Source organism: Actinocatenispora rupis, from assembly GCF_016861975.1.
In the GTDB taxonomy this organism is placed as follows: Bacteria; Actinomycetota; Actinomycetes; order Mycobacteriales; family Micromonosporaceae; genus Actinocatenispora; species Actinocatenispora rupis.
The window spans coordinates 1-574 of the sequence record NZ_BOMB01000079.1 but is presented as its reverse complement, the minus strand read 5'-3'; the positions used below and the strand labels follow the sequence as shown (position 1 = coordinate 574).

1 protein-coding gene and 1 pseudogene are annotated in these 574 nt (G+C 71.6%); both read right to left on the bottom strand.

Translation table 11 applies throughout. From position 1 onward, the window contains the following. The coding region (locus Aru02nite_RS36345; RefSeq protein WP_373325060.1) for a hypothetical protein at positions 1 to 193 on the bottom strand (193 nt) is incomplete at its 3' end. Continuing rightward, positions 193 to 574: pseudogene (locus tag Aru02nite_RS36340) on the bottom strand (hypothetical protein); the annotation flags it as partial. The gene Aru02nite_RS36345 and the pseudogene Aru02nite_RS36340, both read right to left, overlap by 1 nt.

Sequence of the window (574 nt, the reverse complement as noted above, 5' to 3'; positions counted from 1 at the left end):
TGTCCAGGGCCTCCGACAGCGCCCGGAACAGCGCCCACGCCTCCGGGACCGTGAGCGGCATCCGCCGGTGACGGGATCCGACCGCGATCCACGCGGAGTCGTCGGTCATCCGCACCGTCACGGCGGTCGACGGGTCGCCGGGTACCCGAATCCGGAACAGCCGCGGATCCCCTTCGGCGGGTAGCGCGCTCATCAGGCGACCTCCTTCACGTCCTGGCCCTCGCCGTCCTGGCCGTCATCGGTTGACAGGGCGCGCAGCTTGGCCAGCAGCGATTCCGGCACGACCGACACCGCGTCGTCCGGCGAGCAGTCCGCCAGCTCCACCGGCGCATCCGGCCACCCCTTCGCCGCCGCCGGAGCCTGAACGGGCTTGTCCGCCTGGCCCTCGTTGTCGACGGCCGGGGCCGGGATGTCTTCGACGTCGTTGGTGTCGGTGGTGATCGGCGCGTACTCGGCCGCCATCGCCCGGATCTCGTCGTCGGTCAGGAACGCCGCACGCACCCGGAACGGGTCGGCCTCGTACTCCGACTTCGCGTACGCGATGCCCGGCGTGGACAGCGGAATCTGATCCGCC